13 protein-coding genes are annotated in these 20,270 nt (G+C 67.2%); 7 read left to right on the forward strand and 6 right to left on the reverse strand.

The genetic code is table 11. The features are described from left to right. Positions 1–4,130, reverse strand: a 4,130-nt coding sequence (rpoB, locus tag ASE91_RS14605; protein WP_082454052.1) for a DNA-directed RNA polymerase subunit beta, incomplete at its 3' end; no start/stop codon positions are given. A 325-nt stretch (positions 4,131–4,455) separates the two neighbouring features. On the opposite strand from rpoB, the gene ASE91_RS14610 reads away from it, so the two are divergent. From ASE91_RS14610 to ASE91_RS14630, 5 genes are all read left to right on the forward strand, one after another. Continuing rightward, a complete protein-coding gene (locus tag ASE91_RS14610) occupies positions 4,456–5,601 on the forward strand; it encodes a hypothetical protein (protein WP_056627327.1) in 1,146 nt (381 codons plus the stop codon). A 69-nt stretch (positions 5,602–5,670) separates the two neighbouring features. Beyond that, the gene (locus ASE91_RS14615; RefSeq protein ID WP_082454054.1) at positions 5,671–6,192 is read left to right on the forward strand and encodes a DUF2975 domain-containing protein; all 522 of its coding nucleotides are present in this window, start codon (positions 5,671–5,673) and stop codon (positions 6,190–6,192) included. Continuing rightward, positions 6,192–6,422 (forward strand): helix-turn-helix domain-containing protein, encoded by a 231-nt coding sequence (locus tag ASE91_RS14620; protein ID WP_056002603.1) that lies wholly within the window; start codon positions 6,192–6,194, stop codon positions 6,420–6,422. Before ASE91_RS14615 ends, ASE91_RS14620 begins: the two co-directional genes overlap by 1 nt. A gap of 19 nt (positions 6,423–6,441) precedes the next feature. Further along, positions 6,442–7,851 (forward strand): M16 family metallopeptidase, encoded by a 1,410-nt coding sequence (locus ASE91_RS14625; protein ID WP_200911267.1) that lies wholly within the window; start codon positions 6,442–6,444, stop codon positions 7,849–7,851. Between the two features lies 1 nt (position 7,852). Beyond that, positions 7,853–9,265, forward strand: a complete 1,413-nt coding sequence (locus ASE91_RS14630) for a M16 family metallopeptidase (protein WP_056627332.1) — start codon at positions 7,853–7,855, stop codon at positions 9,263–9,265. Positions 9,266–9,300: 35 nt separating this feature from the next. Here ASE91_RS14630 and ASE91_RS14635 read toward each other — a convergent pair whose 3' ends face one another. The 3 genes from ASE91_RS14635 to rplJ all read right to left on the reverse strand — a co-directional run bounded on the left by ASE91_RS14635 (position 9,301) and on the right by rplJ (position 11,585). Next, positions 9,301–10,395: an energy transducer TonB gene (locus tag ASE91_RS14635; protein WP_056627335.1), complete on the reverse strand. Its 1,095-nt coding sequence runs from the start codon at positions 10,393–10,395 to the stop codon at positions 9,301–9,303. Positions 10,396–10,643: 248 nt separating this feature from the next. Further along, positions 10,644–11,021, reverse strand: coding sequence for a 50S ribosomal protein L7/L12 (rplL, locus tag ASE91_RS14640; protein WP_056002613.1), 378 nt, complete (start codon positions 11,019–11,021; stop codon positions 10,644–10,646). 48 nt (positions 11,022–11,069) lie between these two features. Further along, positions 11,070–11,585 (reverse strand): 50S ribosomal protein L10, encoded by a 516-nt coding sequence (rplJ, locus tag ASE91_RS14645; protein WP_055761025.1) that lies wholly within the window; start codon positions 11,583–11,585, stop codon positions 11,070–11,072. Positions 11,586–11,969: 384 nt separating this feature from the next. On the opposite strand from rplJ, the gene ASE91_RS14650 reads away from it, so the two are divergent. Next, the gene (locus tag ASE91_RS14650; protein ID WP_056627340.1) at positions 11,970–12,713 is read left to right on the forward strand and encodes a copper homeostasis protein CutC; all 744 of its coding nucleotides are present in this window, start codon (positions 11,970–11,972) and stop codon (positions 12,711–12,713) included. Between the two features lie 22 nt (positions 12,714–12,735). Beyond that, positions 12,736–15,633: a beta-galactosidase GalA gene (gene galA / locus ASE91_RS14655; protein WP_156357879.1), complete on the forward strand. Its 2,898-nt coding sequence runs from the start codon at positions 12,736–12,738 to the stop codon at positions 15,631–15,633. A 265-nt stretch (positions 15,634–15,898) separates the two neighbouring features. On the opposite strand, the gene ASE91_RS14660 is transcribed toward galA, so the two are convergent. Together ASE91_RS14660 and ASE91_RS14665 are read right to left on the reverse strand one after the other, a co-directional pair. After that, on the reverse strand, positions 15,899–17,806 hold the full coding sequence (locus ASE91_RS14660) for an alpha-L-fucosidase (protein ID WP_056627343.1): 1,908 nt from the start codon (positions 17,804–17,806) through the stop codon (positions 15,899–15,901). Beyond that, complete coding sequence (locus ASE91_RS14665; protein ID WP_056627347.1) at positions 17,803–19,896, reverse strand: hypothetical protein; 2,094 nt, start codon at positions 19,894–19,896, stop codon at positions 17,803–17,805. The genes ASE91_RS14660 and ASE91_RS14665 overlap by 4 nt, the downstream gene beginning before the upstream one ends. Positions 19,897–20,270: the final 374 nt, after the last annotated feature.

The following is a 20,270-nucleotide window of genomic DNA, read 5'->3' on the forward strand; positions in this document are numbered from 1 at the left end:
GCCAGTTCTTCCGGCTTTTCGATGCTGCCCAGCTCGATGTTGAGACCCAGCGAGCGCATTTCCTTGACCAGCACGTTGAAGCTTTCCGGGATGCCGGCCTCGAAGGTGTCGTCGCCCTTGACGATCGCCTCATAGACCTTGGTGCGGCCGACCACGTCGTCGGACTTCACCGTCAGCATTTCCTGGAGCGTATAGGCGGCACCATAGGCCTGGAGCGCCCACACTTCCATTTCCCCGAAACGCTGGCCACCGAACTGCGCCTTGCCGCCCAGCGGCTGCTGGGTAACGAGGCTGTACGGCCCGATCGAACGCGCGTGGATCTTGTCGTCGACGAGGTGGTGCAGCTTCAGCATGTAGATGATGCCGACGGTGACCATCCGGTCGAACTGGTCGCCGGTCCGCCCGTCGAACAGCACCGACTGACCCGACGTGTCGAGACCCGCCAGCTTCAGCATGTCGGACACATCGCTCTCGCGCGCGCCGTCGAACACCGGGGTGCCCATCGGTACGCCCGTGCTGATGTTCTGGACCAGCTCGTGGAGCTGCTCGTTCGAACGGCTGTCGATGTCCTCGGCATAGTGATCGCCATAGATCTCCTTCAGCCGGTCCTTGACCGCCGCCGGCATTTCGCCGCCGACCGCATCCGGATTGGCTTCGCGCCAGTCGCGCAGCGACCGGGCGACTTCCATGCCGAGGTTGCGGGCGGCCCAGCCGAGGTGCGTTTCGAAGATCTGCCCGACGTTCATGCGCGACGGCACGCCCAGCGGGTTGAGCACGAGGTCGACCGGCGTCCCGTCGGCGAGGAACGGCATGTCCTCCGCCGGCAGGATGCGGCTGATGACGCCCTTGTTGCCGTGACGGCCGGCCATCTTGTCGCCCGGTTGCAGCTTGCGCTTCACCGCGACGAACACCTTGACCATCTTCAGCACGCCCGGCGGCAGCTCGTCGCCGCGCTCCAGCTTCTCACGGCGATCGTGGAACTTGTCGGTGATCCGCTTCACCGCCTCGTCATACTGCGCCTTGACCGCTTCGAGGTTCGACTGCGCCGCATCGTCGGCGACGGCGAACCGCCACCACTCATGCTTCTCGACGCTGTCGAGCAGTTCGCGGTCGATGATCACGCCCTTCTTCACGCCCTTGGGCGCGGCCGTCGCGGTCTGCCCTTCGAGCATTTCGCGCAGACGCGACCAGGTCGCACGGTTGAGGATGCCGCGCTCGTCGTCCGAGTCCTTCTTCAGGCGCTCGATCTCCTCGCGCTCGATCGCCATCGCGCGCTCGTCCTTGTCGATGCCGTGACGGTTGAAGACGCGGACGTCGACGACCGTACCCGACACGCCCGGCGGCAGGCGCAGCGAGGTGTCGCGCACGTCGCTGGCCTTTTCACCGAAGATCGCGCGGAGGAGCTTTTCCTCCGGCGTCATCGGCGATTCACCCTTGGGCGTGATCTTGCCGGCGAGGATGTCGCCCGGTTCGACCTCGGCACCGATATACACGATGCCCGCCTCGTCGAGGTTGCGCAGCGCTTCCTCACCCACGTTCGGAATGTCGCGGGTGATGTCTTCCGGCCCCAGCTTGGTGTCGCGGGCCATGACTTCGAACTCGTCGATATGGATCGACGTGAACACGTCGTCCTTCACGATCCGCTCGCTGATGAGGATCGAATCCTCATAGTTGTAGCCGTTCCACGGCATGAACGCGACGAGGGCGTTGCGGCCCAGCGCCAGCTCGCCGAACTCGGTCGACGGGCCATCGGCGATGACCTCGCCGGCCTTCACCACGTCGCCCACCTTCACCAGCGGACGCTGGTTGATGCAGGTCGACTGGTTCGAACGCTGGAACTTCATCAACGTGTAGATGTCGACGCCGCTCTCCGCCGCATCGACCTCACCGGTCGCGCGGATGACGATACGGGCCGCATCGACCTGATCGACGACGCCGGCGCGCTTGGCCGAGATCGCCGCGCCCGAATCGCGCGCCACGGTCTCTTCCATGCCGGTGCCGACGAACGGCGCTTCCGCCTTCACCAGCGGCACGGCCTGCCGCTGCATGTTCGAACCCATCAACGCGCGGTTGGCGTCATCGTTTTCGAGGAACGGAATGAGCGACGCGGCGACCGACACCAGCTGCTTCGGCGAAACGTCCATCAGCGTGACGTTTTCGGGCAGCGCCATCAGGAATTCGCCGGCCTGACGGGCCGACACCAGTTCCTCGGCGAAGCTGCTGTCCTCGTTCAGCGTGGCCGACGCCTGCGCGACGGTGTGCTTCTGCTCTTCCATCGCCGACAAATACACGACGTCGTTCGTGACCTTGCCGTCGACGATGCGACGATACGGGGTCTCGATGAAGCCATACTTGTTGACGCGGCTGAACGTGGCCAGCGAGTTGATCAAACCGATGTTCGGGCCTTCCGGCGTTTCGATCGGGCAGATACGGCCATAGTGCGTCGGGTGAACGTCGCGGACTTCGAAGCCCGCGCGCTCGCGCGTCAGGCCGCCCGGCCCGAGCGCCGACACGCGACGCTTGTGCGTCACTTCGGACAGCGGGTTGGTCTGATCCATGAACTGCGACAGCTGCGACGAACCGAAGAACTCGCGAACGGCCGCAACCGCCGGCTTGGCGTTGATCAGGTCGTTCGGCATGACCGTCGATACGTCGACCGACGACATGCGCTCCTTGACCGCACGCTCCATGCGCAACAGCCCGACGCGATACTGGTTTTCCAGCAGCTCGCCGACCGACCGCACGCGGCGGTTGCCGAGATTGTCGATATCGTCGACTTCGCCCTTGCCGTCCTTCAAGTCGACCAGCGTCTTGACGACCGCCAGGATGTCCTCGCTGCGCAGCGTGGTCACCGTGTCCGGCGCGTCGAGGTCGAGACGCATGTTGAGCTTCACGCGGCCGACGGCCGACAGGTCGTAACGCTCGGGATCGAAGAACAGGCCGGCGAACAGCGATTCGGCGGTTTCCAGCGTCGGCGGCTCGCCGGGGCGCATCACGCGATAGATGTCCGACAGCGCCTGTTCGCGCTCCTCGGCCTTGTCGACGTTCAGCGTGTTGCGGATCCACGGACCGGTCGACACGTGATCGATGTCGAGCAGTTCGATCCGCTCAATGCCGGCCTGGTCGAGCAGTTCGAGGTTCTCGGCGGTCACTTCGTCGCCGGCTTCGATATAGATCTGGCCGGTGGTCTCGTTGATGAGATCATAGGCGCTGTAGCGGCCGAAGATTTCCTCGGTCGGGATCAGCAGGTCGGTCAGCCCGTCCTTGCCCGCCTTGTTCGCGAGGCGCGGGGAAATCTTGGTGCCGGCCGGGAACACGACTTCGCCGGTGTTCGCATCGACGATGTCGAACGACGGCTTCTGGCCACGCCAGTTTTCCGGCGCGTACGGAATCCGCCAGCCGCCTTCGCCACGGACGAAGGTCACGCGGTTGTAGAAGTGGTTGAGGATGTCCTCGCCGGTCATGCCCAGCGCATAGAGCAGCGACGTGACCGGCAGCTTGCGCTTGCGGTCGATGCGGACGTTGACGATGTCCTTGGCGTCGAATTCGAAATCGAGCCACGAACCGCGATACGGAATGACGCGCGCGGCGAACAGATACTTGCCGCTGGCGTGGGTCTTGCCGCGGTCATGGTCGAACAGCACGCCCGGCGAGCGATGCATCTGCGACACGATCACGCGCTCGGTGCCGTTGATGAAGAAGGTGCCGTTGCCCGTCATCAGGGGCATGTCGCCCATATAGACGTCCTGCTCCTTGATATCGAGCACCGACCGGGCTTCGGTATCGGCGTCGACCTCGAACACGATCAGGCGCAGCGTGACGCGCATCGGCGCGGCATAGGTGATGCCGCGCTGACGGCATTCTTCGACGTCGAACTTGGGATCTTCCAGTTCGTAGGTGACGAAGTCGAGCTCGGCGGTGCCGGCGAAGTCGCGGATCGGGAACACCGACCGCAGCGTCTTCTCGAGGCCGGAGACATAGCCGATCGACGGGTCGGAACGCAGGAACTGTTCATAGCTCTCGCGCTGAACCTCGATCAGGTTCGGCATCTGCACCACTTCGTGGATGTCGCCGAACACCTTGCGGATGCGGCGCTTGTGCGTGCCGGTTGCGGTTGCCTTGGTCGCCATGGAGTCGTGGGCCTCGCTTGCAGTCAAATCTCGTGCCCGGTTGCCACCGGGCTGGCGTGCGATCGGGACGACGAAAGCCGCGTCACCCATGATGGGCCGCAGCTGATCGAGCGTCCTGGAATGGCGACAGGCCTATGCATGGAATGCGTTGCGCGACGACGCATTCTTTCCCGGTCCTGAAGCAAGCCGTCGATATAGAAGCCATGACCGGGTGTGTCAACGCGGGCCAGTGGTGGGTTCGACTGGCCGTGGAACCAACCCGCTTCGTCGCAACCGGGTGCCAGGTGGGCTAACGCTCGCGCGCAAACCCCGGTTCAGGGCGGCGATGCAGTTCCAGCTTTCGTGCGCGGCGATCGTCGCGACTCTTGCCGTACCCGCCGCCGCGCAGCAGGCGCAACCCGGCGGATCGATTCCGATCTACGACATCACGCCGCAGGTCGCGCCGACCCCGGTGCCAACTTCGACGCCGACCGCAACCCCGACCCCGCGCGTCACGCCGTCGCCGACTCCGCGCGCCCCCCGGGCCCCGGTCCCGACCGCCACGCCGACCCCGCCCGCGCCACGTCCGCGCGTGACACCTTCGCCAACTTCGAGTCCTGCACCCGTCGCTACCCCAGCGGCCGCCCCGGCACCGCAGGCGACCTATGCCGGCCCGCCGGTGCTGCCGACCCCGGCCGCCTCGCCCACGCCCGACCTGCTCCCGACCCCCGCCGCCCAACCCGCTCCGGCACCGACCGGCGATGCGCTGCCATGGTGGCTGTGGTTCCTCGGCGGGATCGTGGTCGCGACCGGCGTGGCCCTGCTGTTCGCCCGGCGGCGGCGTCGATCGGCGACGGATGTCGAGGATGCGGCGCCCGTAGCGCCGCTCCCGGTCCTGCCACCCGAACCGGTAGCCCCGCCCGTGCCGCCGCGACCCGTCGCGCCGCCCCCCGCGCCGGTCGTCCCGCCACCCCCCGCAGCGCCCGCGCCGACGCCGGGGCCGTTCCTCGAATTCCAGCTCGCCCCGATCCGCGTCGGGACCGAGGGTGAGCGGATCCTGCTCGATTTCGACCTGACCGTCGGCAATCCCGCATCGATGCCGGTGACCGAGGTCAGCGTCGCGACGATGCTGCTGACCGCCCATGCCGGACAGGACGACGCGATCGCTGATTTCTTCGCCAATGACGGCAAGCGCGGGCTCGACCCGTTCGCGCTGGGCCCGGGCGAGCAGCGGCATCTGGAGGCGACGATGACCCTTCCGCGCGTGGCGGTGAACATCGTTACCGCGCGGGGCAGGCCGTTCTTCGTGCCGATGATCGCGATCGACGCGCGCTATCGCTGGGAGGACGGTCGCGAATCGCGCACCACCGCCGCGTTCATGGTCGGTCCCGCCGCGCCGCAGGGCAAGCTCGCCCCGATCTTCACCGATCGCGGCGACCGCATGACCGATCGGCTGGAAGTGCGGCTCTATGGGCAGGTGCGGCGCACGTAACGCCGCCATCGCCCTTGGCGATAATCGATATACCCGGTAGCGTCCGCGCGGGACAGGAAAGAGGGCGGCATGGGGCGGCGGGACCGGATATTGCGATTGACCCTCGGCGTGCTGCGGCTGCTGCTCGCGCTCAATATTCTCTTTGCGATCATATTCCTGCTGGCGGCCATCGCCAGCCTGCCGTTGCACGACATGCTCGCCGCACGGATGGTCGCCAAATATCCGGTGATCGATGCCGAACGCATGATCGGCGGCATCCGCGCGCTGTTGCTGGTTGGCGTCGTCGCATCGGTGCCGGCCCATGTCATCTTCTCGCGGTTGATCGCGGTCATCCGTACCGTGCTGGCGGGGGAGACGTTCGCGTCGCCCAATGCCCGGCGGGTGCGCGCGATCGGCTGGGCGTTGCTGGCCATCCAGCTGCTCGACATTCCGTTGTTCGCGATCCTGCCGCGCTTTGCCGGCACCGGGGTCGGGCTGGACGGCTCCTCCTTCTCGATCGGGGGCTGGTTGTCGGTGCTGGTCGCGTTCGTGCTGGCCCGGGTGTTCGCCGAGGGCGCGGCGCTGCGCGAGGATTTGGAGGGGACGGTCTGATGGCGGTGCTGGTCCGCCTCGACGAAGTGTTGCTCGCCCGGCGCATGACGCTGACCGAACTGGCGCAGGCGGTCGATATCACGCTCGCCAACCTGTCGATCCTGAAGACCGGCAAGGCGCGCGCGATCCGGTTCACCACGCTCGATGCGATCTGCCGGGTGCTCGAATGCCAGCCCGGCGACATTCTGATCCATGCCGAAACGGCCGAGGAACGCGATACCGACGACTAATTGGCGAAAAGGGGGAACGATGACGCGTATCATGAAGCGGCTGTTGCTGGGGGCGGCGCTGGCCGCGCTGCCGGTGACGGCGACCGTATCGGCGGCGCAATCGCGCCCCGTCGCCACCGCGCCGGCGAAGCTGGCGATCGACATGCGGTACCTGACGCTGCCCAACGGGTTGAAGGTCGTGTTGTCGCGCGACACGCTGGCCCCGACCGTCACCGTCGGCGTCTATTACGGCATCGGCTTCCGCGTCGAACCGCGCGAACGCACCGGTTTCGCGCATCTGTTCGAACATCTGATGTTCCAAGGGTCGCAGAACGCACCGAAGGGTGTGTTCATCAACACGATCAGCAATGCCGGCGGCGTGCTGAACGGATCGACCCGGTTCGATTTCACCAATTATTTCGAGATCGCGCCGTCGAACGCGCTGGAGCGCATCCTGTGGCTGGAGGCCGATCGCATGGCGCGCCCGGTCATCGACGACACGGTGCTGAAGAACCAGCAGGGCGTCGTCGGCAACGAGGTGAAGGTCAACGTCCTCAACCAGCCCTATGGCAGCTGGCCGTGGATCGACCTGCCGATGCTGGCCAACACCAACTGGTATAACAGCCATAACTTCTACGGCGATCTGAAGGAGATCGAGGCGGCGACGGTCGCCGATGCCAAGCAGTTCCACTCCGCCTTCTATCGCCCGAACAATGCGGTGCTCGTGGTCGCGGGCGATATCGACTATGCCCGGGCCGAAGCCATGGTCCGCAAATATTTCGGCCCGCTGCAAAAGGGCGCGCCGGTCGTGCTGCCCGACCTGACCGAGCCGCGCCAGACCGCGGAAAAAACCCGCAGCCGCGTCGACGCGCTGGCGCCCAAGCCCGGTTGGGCGGCGGGCTATCACATGCCGCCGCGCGGCACGCCCGAATGGTATGCGATGGGGCTGATCGACCAGATGCTGGTGCAGGGCGACGACAGCCGCCTGTCGCGCAAGCTGGTGTCCGAAACCGGCATTACCGGCGATCTGTCAGGCGGGATCAATGCCTCGCTTGGCAACATGTATAGTTACAACGGCCCGATGCTGTGGGCGTTCAACTTCACCCATGATCCGCAGTTTGGCGATGCGCAGATCCGGCAGGCGGTGGACGGCGTCATGGAGCAATTGCGGACGACCCCGGTCACGCAGGGCGAACTCGACCGGGCACGGACCAAATTGCGCTCCGACCTGTATTCATCGGTCGATGGCGGCACGCGCGTCGGGCTGATCGATCTGCTGGCGGTCTATGCGCTGTTCGACAATGATCCGCAGGCGGTGAACCGGATCGAAGCAGGCTTTGCCAAGGTGACCCCCGCGCTGATCCAGAAGACGGCGCAGGAGTATCTGCGCCCGACCAACCGTTCGATCTACACCATCGTGCCCGGCAGTGCCGCCAAGGGAGGCAAGTGAGATGCGCCGTTCGATCCTTCTCGCCGGCCTTGCGCTGATCGCCGCGCCGCTCGCCGCACAAACCCCGCCGCCGGCACTCCCCGCGCCCGAAATCGGTGCGCCCAAGCCATTCACCGTGCCCGCCTCGGAAACCTACACCCTGCCCAATGGCATGGGCGTGACGCTGATCGCCTATGGCAACGCGCCGAAGGTCACGATGGTGTTGCAGGTCTATGCCGGCAACCTTGAGGAAGGCCGCGATCCGTGGCTCGCCGATCTGGCCGGCAGCATGATGAAGGAAGGGGCCGGCAATCGCGATTCCGCCGCGCTTGCCACCGCCGCCGCCGGCATGGGCGGCAATCTGGGCGTGCGGGTCGGCTATACCGGCACGTCGATCAGCATGAGCGGCCTGAGCGAATTCGCACCGCAGGCGGTTGCGCTGATCGGGGACGTCGCCCGTCATCCGACCTTTCCGGCCGGCGAGTTCGATCGCGTCAAGGCGAACAGCGCGCGCTCACTGACGCAGTCGCTGGCGCAGCCGGGGATGCTGGCCGACTATGCGCTGGCCCGTGCGACCTATGGCGACCATCCCTATGGTCGCATCCTGCCGACCCCGGCGCAGCTGAACGGCTACACGCTTGATCAGGTGAAGCGCTTCTACGCCATCAATTTCGGTGCGCAGCGCGCGCGGCTGTATGTCGCGGGACGGTTCGATCCGGCGCAGGTGAAGGCCGCCGTGCAGCAGGCATTCGGCGATTGGCAGAAGGGGCCGGCACGTCTGTCGCTGGTGCCGACCGCCGCGGCGGGACCCCGTGTGTTGCTGGTCGACCGGCCGGATGCGCCGCAATCGACGATCCGGCTCGACTGGGCATCGCCGCTGGCCGGAAGCGACGGCGACATTCCGCTACGCGTCGCCAATGCGCTGCTCGGCGGCAGCTTCTCGTCGCGGATCACCCGCAATATTCGCGAGGACAAGGGCTATACCTATTCGCCCGGATCGGGGATCGCCCAGCGCCCCGGTGACGCGCGCTGGACGTTCGATGCCGATGTGACGACCGCGGTGACCGGCGCGTCGCTGAAGGAAGTGTTCCACGAAATCCGGACGCTGCAATCGACCCCGCCGAGCGCCGAGGAAGCCGGCGGCATGCGCAGCTACAATGCCGGGCTGTTCGTATTGCGCAGTTCGGACAGCGCCTCGCTGATCGGGCAACTCGCGACGCGCGACGCGCTGGGCCTGCCGGCCAACTGGCTCGACCGGTATGTACCGGCGACCATGGCGGTCAGCGACGCGCAGTTCAGCAGCGCGATCCGGCAGAGCCTGCCGCTCGACAAGTTCACGCTGGTCGTGGTCGGCGATCTGGCCAAGGTGAAGCCGCAACTGGGCGCGCTGCCAGAGTTGAAAGGCGTGCCGGTGCAGACGGTGACGGTCCCCTGAACCGGGACGCCGGGGCGGCGCGATCCGCCCCGGCGCTACTCGATGACCACCGGCGGTGGCGGCGGCACGTCGGCGCTGGCGGCTGCTCCGGGCGGTCGGATCGCGAAGCGGATGCGTTCGATACAGCCGCTCGCACCGGTCGTCGACGGCGCGCGACGCGCGGTGCGGATCACCTGCATCGCTTCCCGACCGAAATCCTCGGCCGGCTCGCTTGCCAGCACCCGCGTGTTGCCGACTTCGCCCCAAGGGGCGACATCGAACTGGACCACCGCCCATCCTTCGATCGAACGGCGGTTCCACGCCGGCGGATAGATCAGCCGTGGTTGCTGGACCCACGGCGCGGTCGGGCAGTGCGGCGTTGGACCGAACGCATCTTCTGGCGGAGCGGGTGGTGCCGCGATCCGGAGCGGGCCACGCCTATAGGGGTACATGCAGCCGGTACGCGCACCGGCGACGAAACGCGATTTCGCGACGGCCTTGCGCGACGCCGCATCCAGTGCGGCATCGCCGGTACCAGCAACGGTTCGCACGCTGATCGGGCGACCCTTTTTGTCGAGGTCGTAGCCGGTCATCGACCATTGCCGCTCGCCCGGCGTGCCGGGAAGCTTGTCGAAATCGGGAAAGGCGCGCAACAGGTCCGCCGGATACGGCCGACGCCGGCAATCTGTATCGGGTGGCGTGATCCGGTCCCACCCTTCGGGGGGTAACGGGCCACTGCTCGGATCGAGCGAATAGGCCATCAGGTCGGCCCGTTCCGCCGTCGCAAGCGTGGTCAGTTCGATCGTATAGTCGATCGCGCAGTCGTTTCGCGGACTGCCGGACGCGAACTGCGATGCGGCGAAGGCCGGGACGAGATCGCTGCCGAACGGGATGAAATCATTGCTGCCCGCCCGCTTGATCGACAGCGGCCGACCGCTCGCATCGATGCGGAAGCGCAAGGTGGTCACCTTCGACGGTACTTCGCCCCAAGCCAGTTCGGGGCGCGACCGGACCAGTCGTACCGGATCGATGACGGTACCGCCGCATCGGACCGGACCGGGCGTCCAGCGGGCCAGACGTTGCTGGGGCGGCGGGGGTACGACCGACGTGGTGGCCGCCGTCAGGAACAGCGCGAGCGATACGATTGCCATGGCCTGGAGGATGCGGGTGTTTTGTTACCGGCGCAAGGCGCCGCCGGTATTCGATTGCTGCGCGGGCTCGATGGTCGGACCTTGCCGGCGTTGCACAAAAAAAAGGGGGCGACCCGTTGCCGGATCGCCCCCTTTTTTCGCAAGCCGGGATGGAAGTGAATTCCATCCCGTCGGTCGGGCTGTGCGGCCCGCCGGCCGGCCTTGCGGGAGTGCGGGGCAGCATCGCTGCTCCGCACTCCCGCTGCGGCTTACTTGACTTCGACGGTTGCGCCGGCGCCTTCGAGCTGCGCCTTGATCTTGGCGGCTTCGTCCTTGTTGACGCCTTCCTTGACGGCCTTCGGAGCGCCTTCGACCAGCGCCTTGGCTTCGGTCAGGCCGAGACCGGTGATGGCGCGGACTTCCTTGATGACGTTGATCTTCTTGCCACCGTCGCCGGTCAGGATGACGTCGAATTCGGTCTGCTCTTCAGCAGCCGGGGCAGCGGCGCCACCGCCAGCGGCCGGAGCAGCGGCAACGGCAGCAGCGGCCGAAACGCCCCACTTTTCTTCGAGCAGCTTCGAGAGTTCAGCTGCTTCGAGGACGGTCAGTTCGCTCAGCTGGTCGACGATTGCGTTGAGGTCAGCCATGATATTCTCCGTAAATCAGATAGGGGTAAATGGGTCGGAAGCCGCCGATCAGGCCGCGTCCTTCTCCGCATATGCCGACAGGACCCGGGCGATCTGTGCCGCGGGAGCCTGGGTGATGGTCGCCAGCTTCGTTGCCGGGGCAACGATGAGGCCGACGATCTTGGCGCGCAGTTCGTCGAGCGACGGCAGCGAGGCGAGTGCCTTGATACCTTCCGCATCGAGGAGCTGGCCGCCCATCGCGCCACCGACGATCTCGATCTTGTCGTTCGTCTTGGCGAAGTCGTTGATGACCCGTGCCGCGGCAACGGGGTCGGTCGACGTCGCAAGCGCCGTCGGGCCGGTCAGCAGGTCGGCGATCACCGCGTACGGCGTGCCTTCGGCTGCGATCCGGGCAAGACGGTTCTTCGAGACCTTGTAGCTCGCGCCGGCGTCACGCATCTTGTTACGCAGGCCCGTCGACTGTGCGACGGTCATGCCGAGGTTGCGGGTGACGACCACCACGCCGACCTCGTTGAAGGTGCGGTTCAGCTCGGCGACGGCTTCACTCTTCTGAGTGCGATCCATGCCGTTCTCCTTAACTGGGGCGTACTTCCGACAATTCGGAAAACGCCCGCGAACAATCCGCCCGCCGCAGATGCGACAAACGGGGCGACAGTCCGTGAAGGGGCATGGTCGCCATGCGAAGAAACCGGGCAGTCGCGCGGATTTCCCATGGCTGGCCCGGCGTGGCAGATGCTGCGCCCGGCGAGTTAACGCATTCCCCGCCTCGGCAGGGCATTAAGCGGGAAACCCGCACCTGCTGTCTCGGACGGACGTCGGACCTGGACGAATCCAGCCACGACGCTTGCCGGCGCGTTTATGCCGGGTACGTCCGGGAGTCAAGCACGGGAAGGCGCTTGACCTTCGGCGGCGAGGCTTCATTGGTCCTACAAACCGATTGGGGGGCGCATGCCGCGGACGACGCTGGAAATCTGTATCGACAGCATTGCAGGGTGCGACGCTGCGATATCCGGGGGGGCGGACCGGATCGAGTTGTGCGGTGCGCTGTCGGTGGGCGGGCTGACGCCGTCGCCGGGACTGGCGGCGCTGGTCGTCGCGCGGGCGCGGGCGGCGGGGGTTCGGGTCCATGCGATGGTCCGGTCGCGCGCGGGTGACTTTGCCTATGATGCGGGCGACGTCGCGACGGCGGTCGCCGATGCGCAGGCACTGATCGCCGCCGGGGTCGATGGGTTGGTGTTCGGTGCAGTGCGGGGCGGCGCGATCGACGAAGCGGCCCTGCGCGAATGGGTCGCGGCGGTGCGGGCGGTTCGCGACGATATCGACCTGACGCTGCACCGCGCGGTCGACCTGTTGCCCGATCCGGTGGCGGCGATCGAACCGGCGGTGGCGCATGGCTTTGCCCGCATCCTGACGTCGGGTGGCGCGGTGCGTGCCGTCGATGGGGCGGCGGTGATCGCCGCGATGGTTCGCGCGGCGGCGGGGCGGATCGTGGTGATGCCGGGATCGGGCGTGCGGCCCGACAATGTCGTGGAACTGCTGTCGGTAACGGGTGCGGTGGAGGTTCATGCTTCGGCCGGTGTTGCGGTCCCGCAGGACGATGCGCGCGTCCACGCGCTCGGCTTTGCCGGGCCGGGACTGGCGCGGACCGATGAGAAGATCGTGCGGGCGCTGCGCGCCGCGATCGATGGATAACGGGAGAGATCGAATGACGTTCATGCCGCTGGGCCGGCGCGCCCTGCTGACCGGAACCGCGGGATCGCTGGCGGCGGCGACGCTGCCGGTGCGCGCCATCGCCGCGCCGCGCCCGACCGAGCCGAGCGGACTGCTGCACGGACTTGGCCCCCGCGACGGGCTGTTCGAACGCCTGCCTGTCGAGGACCCGTCGCGGACGCTGCTCGCGCGCGGGTGGTTGTTCCACGAGGGCGATATCACGCCCCCGGCACCGGTCACCCATGACGATACGTACAGCAATGCCAAGGCCGGCAACGCGCGCGGTGCGGCGGCGATGGATTATGACGACAGCGACTGGGCGGCGGTGACGCTGCCGCACGACTGGGCGTCGGCGCAGGGCTTTGTCGAGACCGCCAACGTTGCGCAAGGGTATCGCCCGCGCGGGATCGGCTGGTATCGCCGGACGCTGCGGCTCGATCCGGCGGATCGTGGCAAGCGGCTCGAACTGCATTTCGGCGCGATCGCGACCGCGGCGACGATCTGGATCAATGGCAGCATCGTCGCGCGCAACTTCTCCGGTTACAACGCGATCGACATCGATCTGACGCCGTTCGCGCGGTTCGGCGACGAACTGAACGTCATCGCGATCCGCGTCGACGCCAACGCGATGGAGGGTTGGTGGTACGAGGGCGCGGGCCTGTACCGCCATGTCTGGCTGTCGAAGCGCGCACCGGTGTCGATCGCGACCGACGGCGTGCATTGCGATCCGCGCCCCGGCAGCGACGGGCGCTGGAGCGTGCCGGTTACCGTCGCGCTGAACAGTATCGCGCGCGAGACGGCGGCGGCGAATGTGCTGGTCGATCTGCTCGACCCCGCCGGAAAGGTCGTCGCCAGCTCACGCGGGCAAGCGCAGTTGCCGTCGCTGGGCGAGGCGGAGGTCGCGCTGTCGCTGCCGGTCGCCGACCCGCAGCTTTGGTCGATCGAGACGCCGACGCTCTATACCGTGCGCGTCATCACCGATGCCCCGGGCGGTGGGGACGAACGCCGCATCGCGATCGGCTTCCGCACGATCCGCTTCGATGCCTCGCAGGGATTTTTCCTGAACGACAAGGCCGTGAAGCTGAAGGGCGTGTGCCTGCATCAGGACCATGCCGGGGTCGGCGTGGCGGTGCCCGATGCGTTGCTGGCGTGGCGGCTGCAGCGGATGAAGGATACCGGCGTCAACGCCATCCGCTGTTCGCACAATGCGCAGGCCGACGCCTTTTACCAGCTATGCGACCGGATGGGGTTCGTCGTCATGGACGAAAACCGCGTCTTCAATCCTGCGCCCGAGAATATGGCGCAGCTGGAATGGCTGGTCCGCGCGCATCGCAATCATCCCAGCATCATCCTGTGGTCGGTCTTCAACGAGGAACCGATGCAGGGCACCGAAGCGGGCGTCGAGATGGTCCGCCGAATGGCGGCGCAGGTCCATGCGCTGGACGACAGCCGCCCGGTGACGGCGGCGATGAACGGGTCGTTCTATGACCCCAAGAACGTGTCGAGCGTCGTCGATGTCATGGGGTTCAACTATTATCAGGGCGATTACGACAAGTTCCACGCGCTGAACCCCGCAAAGCCAAGCACGTCGTCGGAGGATACCAGCGCGTTCATGACGCGCGGGGCCTATACCACCGACAAGGCCGCGCATGTCCTGTCGTCGATGGACGATGAGGCGGCACCCTGGGGCGCGACGCACCGCGATGCGTGGGCGGAGATCGCCAAGCGCCGCTTCATCGCCGGCGGGTTCGTGTGGACCGGGTTCGACTATCATGGCGAGCCGACGCCGTTTACCTGGCCGACCATCGCCAGCTTTTTCGGCATCCTCGACCTGTGCGGCTTTCCCAAGACCGCGTACGACATCCACCGCGCGCACTGGATCGACGATCAGGCGGTGGTCGGCGTCGCTCCCCATTGGACATGGCCGGGCAAGGAGGGGCAGCCGATGCCGCTGCTCGTCGCCAGCAATGCCGAACGCGTCCGGCTCGTGCTGAACGGGCGGATGATCGGCGAACAGGCGGTCGACCGGATCATGGGCAACCGCTTCATCGTGCCCTACGCACCCGGCAAGCTGGAGGCGGTGGCGCTGAACGGCGGGCGCGAAGTGGCGCGGGCGGTGCACGAAACGGCGGGACCGGCGGTCGCGCTGCGGCTGACCCCGGCGCGGCGGCAGATGCTGGGCGATACCGAAGACGTCGTGCCGGTCACGATCGATGCGGTCGATGCGAAAGGACACCACGTCCCGACCGAGAACCGGACGACCCGCTTCACCATCGACGGCGCGACGCTGATCGGCGTCGGCAATGGCGATCCCAACAGCCATGAAAGCGAAAAGGCACCGCAGCGGTCGCTGTTCAACGGTCTGGCGCAGATGCTGGTGCAGGCGGGCGAGGGGCGCGGGAAGGTGACGATCGTCGCCAGTGCCGACGGGCTGCGTGCCGCCCGGCTGGTGATCGACCGCCTCGCGGCGACCCCGCGGGCGCAGGTGGCAGTGACGCCGCCGGGGGCGTTCATCCTCGGCTGGCGACGCTCCAGATCGTTCGCGACCGCGCCCGATCCGGGAATGACCCCGCCGGTGAACGACAATAACAGCTGGGACTTCACCCGCAGCGGCACGCCCGCTGCACCCGAGGCCGGGCCGTCGTTCCGCCTGTATCGCGCGGCGCTGCCGGTACGGCGACGGGTGGTGGCAGAAGGCGGGACGCTGAGCTTTGCGCAGATCGAGGGGCGGGCGACCGTCTATGTCGACGGACGGCAGGTCGCGGCCAAGACCGATCCCGCCGCCGGCACGCTGGTGGTGCCGGTACCCGCCGGGGCGAAGGGCGTGGCGGTGCTGGTCGAGGCGGTGCCGGGTGCCCGGTCGGGGATTACGGGGGCGGTTCGGCTGGCGCCCAAGGGGTGAGTGGCAGGCGGGACTCATCATGACCGGGATAGGCACTCGACGTACGCTCAGCCCCTACTCGGCATGAACGGTGTGTGCTGGCTGGTGCCACTTCCACGTTCGTGGATCGGCCCTAAAATCAATCCCTCCGTTTGCTTCGAGCGGAGGTTCGAGCTTGTCGAGAACCGTAGTCGAGAAGGGGTTGCCCCGAGCGGGGCGTTCTCGACAGACGCTTCTCGACAGGCTCGAAGCTGCTCGAACCGAACGGTGGCGGGGCGTTGTCAGCTCACCGGAACGCCCCGATTTCCGCGACGGCAATCGCCGGTGCCGGCACCGCCGGCTGCGGGAAGGCGAAGCGGAGGTAGCGGGCGGCGCGGGCCTTCGGGAAGGGCAGGCGCTGCGTCGCGCGGGCGTAGTTGATGTTCGGGAACTCGCCTTCGCCACCCGGCGTCCACGTCCGGCCGTCGGTGCTGGTTTCCACGCGGTATTTCATCGGCGGAGCAGCGTTCGGATCGACGTGACGCGTCGGGGTCAGGGTGAAGCCGGCCAGCGTCTCGTTGCGGCCCATGTCGATGGTCAGCGTCGCCGGCGCGGGGCTGGTCCATGCGGTGCGGGGGGATGCGTCGAGGATCGCTTCGCCGCCCGGCGCGCTGGCGGCGGTGACCTTCCACCCTGCCCGGTCGACGATGCTCGCGTCGGTAACCTTCAGCGGCGGCAGGTCGACGGGTGCGACCGAGCGGAACAGTGCGAATTCGCGGATCGCGGGGCCGGCTTCGGCGGCGACGGTGCGGAAGCGGACGCGGCGGGGTGAAATCGGCGCGGGCAGGCGGACGAGGCGCTGGGGGCCGACCATGTCCTTTTCGGCGACGGTGGTCCATTGATCGCCGCCGTCCGACACGTCGATCGCGAAGCGGGTGACGCGCAGACCCAGCGGTAGCCATTCCTGCAAGCGCACCGTATCGAAGCTGCGGCCGGGCGGCAGGTCGAGGATAATGCTGGCATTTTTGGCTTCCGGCGGGGCGAGCCAGAAGGTGTCGGGGCGGCCGTCATTGACGTTGCGGGCGGAAGTGCCCGACAGGTCGGCGCTGGCGGTCGCGACCGCGCCATCGGCCTGGTTGTTGGCGAAGGTTGCACGTAGCGCGTTGCCGAACGCGGTCAGGCTGGCGACGTCGCGGTCGTGGATGCGGCCGCGGCGGTCGGGCGGCAGGTTCAGGTGGAAGGTCGTGCCGTGACCGACGGAATCATTGTACATCTCCATGATTTTGCTGGGTAACTTTACCTGCGCATCCTCATCGGCATGGTAGAACCAGCCCGGCCGGATCGACACATTGGTCTCCGCCGGCCACCACAATTCGGCCCCGCGCACGCCGGTGTTCCCTTTGGCCTGATCGTACGGCTCGTTCGGCATGGTCGGCCAGCAGGGATCGGCGGCGTGGCCGTCCTCGTTGCCGACCCAGCGGATATCGGCCCCGAGCGGATCGAAGGTGCAGGCGTCCGGTTGCAGGTCGTGGACCAGCTTTACGATCGACGGCCAGTTATAATATTGAACCGCATCGATTTTCCGTGTCTCGCGCGCGCCACCATAATAGCCGTCGCCGCCATTCGCACCGTCGAACCACACCTCGAACAGGTTGCCGTAGCGGGTGCAGAGTTCGGTCAATTGGGCGCGATAATAGGTGATGTAGCTGGGCGTGCCGTAATCGGCGCGGTTGCGATCCCATGGGGACAGGTACACGCCGAAGTTGATCCCGCCGCGCCGACATGCCGCCGCCAGTTCGCCGACGATGTCGCCTTTGCCCTGTTTATAGGGCGAATTGCGGATGCAATGTTCGGTCAACATCGTTGGCCACAGGCAGAAGCCGTCATGATGCTTGGCAGTCAGGATCAGCCCGGTGAGTTCGCCGGCCTTGGCCGCCGCCACGATCTGATCGGGGTCGAAATCGGTCGGGTCGAACAGCTTGGGGTCTTCGTCGCCATAGCCCCATTCCTTGTCGGTGAAGGTGTTGATCGAGAAATGGATGAAGCCGTACTGGCGGCGATCATGCCATTTGAGCTGGCGGGGCGAGGGGGTGGCCCCCCATGGCGCGGGCAAGGCGGATGCGGCGGCGACAGGCGAACTGCCGGTGCGCGGGGTGCAGGCGGCGGCACCGGCGATCAGGCTGCTGCCCATCAGGCTGCGGCGGGAAAACTTCATTGCTCTGCTCCGGGGGCTTTGGGTTCGGGAGATAGGGGTTCGGGAATCAGCCATGTCTGCGCGATCTGATGACCACGCCCGCCGCCGCCGATGCCGGCTGGGCGGTGCCATTCGAGGGTCAGCGTGCCATTGGCGGTAAGGGTTTGCGGGATCGGGGTTTCGACTGTCTCGCGATCGCCCTTGCGCGGGCGGAAACCGTGGAGTTCGACGCCGTCGCCGGTCAGGCGCATCGGCAGCGCATAATCCTCGCCCGCCCAGCGCGCGATCAGGCGGTAGCGGCGGTTCCGCTCCAGCCCGGTATAGGACAGGCGGACGGGGGTTTCGTACAGCCCCTCGGCATAGCTCAGGTCCGCCATGCGCCAGCCCTCATCGGGGATATGGTCGGCGACGCCGTCGATCGCGCTGGCCAGCGATTGCGGATCGGTGTCGAAGCCCGGCCCACGCACCAGATGCGGTTCGGCGGTCGGGTCGCCGAGATCGTCGTAGAGCGCCAGGTCGCGGCTGCGCCATGGATCGCCGATCGCATAGAGGCGGGCGGCGGCGTCCGGCCGGGTCAGCGCCTCGGTCATCGCCGCTTCGACGGACGTGCGGTCGTTAAGCTGGATATCGGCGCGGTCGAGATTGGCACCGCGTTCCCAGTTGGAGGCACCGTGGCGCGGAACCGACAACTGCATCCGCGCGCGCCGCCACAACCGGTCGGCGATGGCGGTCAGGTCGGCACGCAGCGGGGCGATCATCGCCGGTTCGGGGCGGGCATAGGCGAAGCGCGCGGCGACGACGGCCGGTTCGGCCCCGGTGGCGGGTGCCTGACGCAGCGTCCAGAGCGCCTCGCCCTGTGCGGCTTTCGCCGCGATCAGGCGGTGGCGGACGAGCGCGTCATAGGTGGCGCGGTAGCGATAGAGGTCGATGCGCCAGTCGGCCCATCGGGCGGGTTTCAGGTCGGCGACCAGCCGGGCGGTGGCATCGATCCCGGCATTGGCCGACGGATCGCCGCGCCAATTGCCCTCCAACGCCTGCGGAACGGCGGCGAACGCCATGTCGCCGACGAACATCCGGGCATAATCGGCGGCAATCTCGGCGGCGGGGGTCGCCGGGTTCCAGCCGAGGCGGAACCATTGGGTCACGTTCCAGTCGTCATTGACCCCCTCGCTATAGGTCACGAAGCCGCGCGTTTGCGGGGCGAGGTAGGCGAAGATTTGCGCGGTGGCGGCGGGGCGGGGGTTCACCGGCTCGCGGCCTTGCGTCAGTGCGAAGGCGGGGTGCCAGTCGGGGATCGGGAATTGCGCGTGCATGGTGTGCGCGGTGTCGGGATAGGTTTCTACGGGCAAGCGCCCGGCGATCCGCGCGCGGTGCGTGGCGAGGCTGTCGCGGGTTTGCGGGCCGACGAAGATCGCGGTCAGCCAGCGCGGGTGCTTCGCCAGTTGCGCGTGAAAGGCGTCGAGGCCGGCGGCGTCGAAGCCTTGTGTCGACAGGAGCATTTCGGCGTTCGCGAACCGCCGGCGCAGCGCGGCGGCGATGCGCTGTGCGACGGGGAAAAGCCGGTCTGGTGCGGTATGACCGGGATCGCCGCCGGGGATGTAGAGTGCGTCGAGCGCGGGCAGTCTGGCGGCGAGCGTCGCGAAGTCGGCCACCTCGGCATCGGCGCTGCCGGATTTTTCGTAATCGCGCAGCAGCGGGTAGAAGAGCGCTACGTCAAGGCCGAGGCGGTGGGTGGCGGCGGCGACCGCGATGAGCGTTTCGGTGGCGGGAAGCGGGGAGAGCGGCGAGGTGGCGGCATCGTCCGACACCGGCGCGACGAACTGGATACGGTTGCCCCCGAGTAATGCGAAATCCTCGATCCGGCGGGTGAGCATGGGCAGTCCCCAAGCGTCATAGCTGTTGTTCTTGGCGCGGTAGCCGATCTGGGTGCCGCGGATCGCCATCGCCGGGGCTTCGGCGACATGGGGCGGGGCGGTGAGGGTCAGATCGTCGAGATGGCGGAGCAGCCAGCCGGCAGCGAACAGCCGCGCGCGGGTGGTGGCGGCGCAAATGGTGATCGTGCGCGGGGTGGTGGTGATGGCGAAGGCTTCGGGGGCGAGTTTTGCCGACACGAACCGGATCGTTACGGGCGCCGCACATCCGTATTCCCGCGCAGGCGGGGATCCAGTGTCACGAACGCAATCGTTCGGTCTGCTTGGCTCTGGCCCCCCGTCTGCGCGGGGGTACGGTGCCGGTTGGAGCGTCGCCAGATTCGCCACGCCGTCATTCCGGCGAAGGCCGGAATCCATTGTGTCGGCGACTGTCGCTTCCTGCGCGACCGTCTCGTCGTCCATGGATCCCGGCTTTCGCCAGGATGACGAAGGGCAGGATGCTCCCCGCTCCGTCAACCGCTCGCGCAGGACCTGCGCCGCCGGATCGGTGCCGACGACGCACGCGGCGTTCAGCGGTACGACGACCGGCGCGGCGGTGGCGAGGAGCGTGGCGA

The organism is Sphingomonas sp. Leaf62 (assembly GCF_001421915.1).
Lineage (GTDB): Bacteria > Pseudomonadota > Alphaproteobacteria > Sphingomonadales > Sphingomonadaceae > Sphingomonas.